This is a genomic window from Desulfofundulus sp., assembly GCF_049701015.1.
Taxonomy (GTDB): Bacteria; Bacillota; Desulfotomaculia; order Desulfotomaculales; family Desulfovirgulaceae; genus Desulfofundulus.
This window is the reverse complement of sequence record NZ_JBNATZ010000304.1, coordinates 1-2746: the sequence shown is the minus strand read 5'-3', so window position 1 is coordinate 2746 and position 2746 is coordinate 1. Positions and strand designations below refer to the sequence as shown.

2 protein-coding genes are annotated in these 2746 nt (G+C 43.3%); both read right to left on the bottom strand.

The features are described 5' to 3' along the window. Window positions 1-262: 262 nt before the first annotated feature. A complete protein-coding gene (gene istB, locus ACPLUI_RS13605) occupies window positions 263-1018 on the bottom strand; it encodes an IS21-like element helper ATPase IstB (RefSeq protein WP_424660789.1) in 756 nt (251 codons plus the stop codon). Next, window positions 1015-2544, bottom strand: coding sequence for an IS21 family transposase (gene istA, locus ACPLUI_RS13600; protein WP_424660788.1), 1530 nt, complete (start codon window positions 2542-2544; stop codon window positions 1015-1017). Before istA ends, istB begins: the two co-directional genes overlap by 4 nt. Window positions 2545-2746: the final 202 nt, after the last annotated feature.

The window sequence follows — 2746 nt, the reverse complement described above, 5'->3', positions numbered from 1 at the left end:
TACGAGGAAGAATCCAAGGCTATTCAAGCTAAATTATAGTATTAAAGCTTTATCATAAGACAATTGAGTAGGAGAAAATTAAAGTAGTTTTCTCCTACTTTAATTTTCGACCTCTCACACCACCGTACGTGCCGTTCGGCATACGGCGGTTCCTTATTTACGATAAACTTTACTATAATAATCCGACAAGATGTAATCAGCAAATTTAAAAGCATCAATTTTTGGCAAAGTAAAAGCATCAGTTTATTTTCTTCCCTATGGTTTATAGCTCTTGTTTAAAAATCGTCTTTCTGTTCTCCAACCTGTAGCTGGTTCCGGCCAGTTTGATGACCTCACACCTATATAGTAAACGGTCCAGTAGTGCGGTAGCCAACACCTCGTCATCCAAGGTCTGCGCCCATTCTGTTGGAGCTTTGTTTGTTGTAATAATGATGGATGTCTTTTCGTGCAAGGTATTGATCAGATTAAAGAATCCTGTGGCATCTTCCTTTTTCACGGGGAAGAGCATGATGTCATCAATGGCTATGAGGTTGGCCCGCACAATTCTGTTATATGCGCTCATGGCTGTGGGTGATACCTCTTTCATCTTAATGGTGGTTATAATGTCCTCCATGGTAAGCATATAAGCTTTATATCCCTGTTTGACGGCTTCATAAATCAGACCGGAGGCAATAAAGGTCTTTCCTGTGCCTGATGGCCCCATCAGTATGACGTTGTATGACTGTTCCATCCAAATTAGTTCCCGTAGTTCCTTCATCCGGCCAGGGGTGAGGCCGCTGCAGAAATGGAAGTCAAATGAGTCAAGGTCGTGTCTGGCTGGCAAATGAGCCGCGCTCAAACGTCGTTCATAATCCCTTTTGTCACGGTTGATCACTTCTGTTTGGAGTACTTGAAGGATAAAATCCAGATAAGTGGGTTGGTTTTCTTGCGCCTTATGTACAATCTGCTCCAAATTGGCTGTTAAGTTGTACAACCGTAGGCGGGTGGCGTACGATTTGAGTAATTCACTTTGTTTCATTGAAAAATAGTATTAAAAACGTTTATATCAGTCTTTTCCGGAACCATGTCATATGTCCGGATGGCATGGGATTGTGAAGTAATTACCGGTTCATCAGGCTTTTCGCCGGACTGCTTCTGTAAACTTCTGGCTACGTCTATTAGTATATTAGCGTTATAAATGCCCTTTTCCAGGCAAAAGGAGAAGGCTTTGTGCATGATTTCAATGGAGAAAGCCAACAGATGCCTGTTGATGAAGGTTAGGTTGTCGCGGTAGTAACGACTCTTGTGGCGGTGTAGCTTGTCCAGGTATTCATCAATCAAACTCCCCGCCCCTAAACTGTTTTTCACTTTGTCTTCCAAGGATTGCATCGAAGCGGTGTTGTCGCGGCTATGGGAGCTGTTACGCACCAATTTGCCTTTCTCCAGGCATAAGGGGTGAACGGCAAGGGTTTTACCGGTTTGCTTGTCAAACAGATGGACTTGCGTATCGTTCAGATGGACATAGGCTAACGTGTTATGACCCTGATAAGTACCCGTAGGAAGCGTGTAATAGTTACCTTTGTAATTGATCGTATTGTCTTTACGCACATAATAAGCTTTCATTTCCACTTTAGGTGGTGTGGGTGTGCCGTTATAGGGTTTCAGGTAATGCTTTTCTTCTTTGAAGACTTCCGATGGTACCAGTTTGGTGGTTGCGTGTACGCAGCCGTTCCCCGTTCTATCAAGCCAGCCTAATGCCTCTTGGTTGAGAGTGTCTATGTCGCTAAAACAGCGCCCGCGAAGGAAGTTGTACTTGACGAATTTGACCACGTTCTCGATTTTTCCTTTACTTTCGGGGTCACTCTTACGACAAAAGACGGTTTCAAAACCGATTTCCCCTACGAACTTACGAAAGCCGTGGGTCAGCAATAGGTCGCCAAGGTTCTCTTGGTGAAGCAAGACTTTGTCCTGGTCATAAAGTATCTTTTCAGGCATACCACCATAAAACTCAAAAGCGAGTTCATGGGCATACACCGCTAAGGCGGTAGTAAAGGGAGTAAGACTGAAATACAAAAACTTATGCCGGCAGCGGCTCAAAACCATGGCAAAGAAGTAGACCTTCAGGTGACCACCCGAAGAAGTACTCATATAGCGTTCCCCAAAATCAACCTGGGCGAATCCGCCAAAGGGAGTTTCGGCTTGTTTCTCATAGGGACGGTACTCATGCTCGGGATTCTTGGGCAAATCATATTTCTGACGAACATGCAACACGTAGTTATAAACAGTCTTGGCATTGACCAGAGGCAGAGAGGGGAAATGCTCTTTGAGGTGGTCATGGATCTGACTGCTCGAGAGATAAGGGTGTGCATCAAGTTCTGCATGGATATAACTCTCGTAACTATCCAATTTATGACTATAAGTGCGCCGATAGCTATTGCTGGAGAGATAATCGGATTCACTCATCGATAAATAGCGGGCAACAGTGCCACGATAAAGACATAATTCACGAGATATTTGGCTATTATTTAAGCCGAATGATTTTAATTCTCTAACTTTGTTCCACATTACATATTTCTGTAAGCAGGAAGGGGTAATCATAGCATTCATGTTCTTTGGAGTTTTAGACGCTACAAAGATAAGAATGCTATTTTTTTTGCCCTAAACTGATGCTTTTACTTTGCTATTTTTTGATGCTTCAAAGTTACCGATTACAACAAGGATGAACTCCTTAAATCTCTGATGCGAGGGACGTATCGTCCCAATCCCG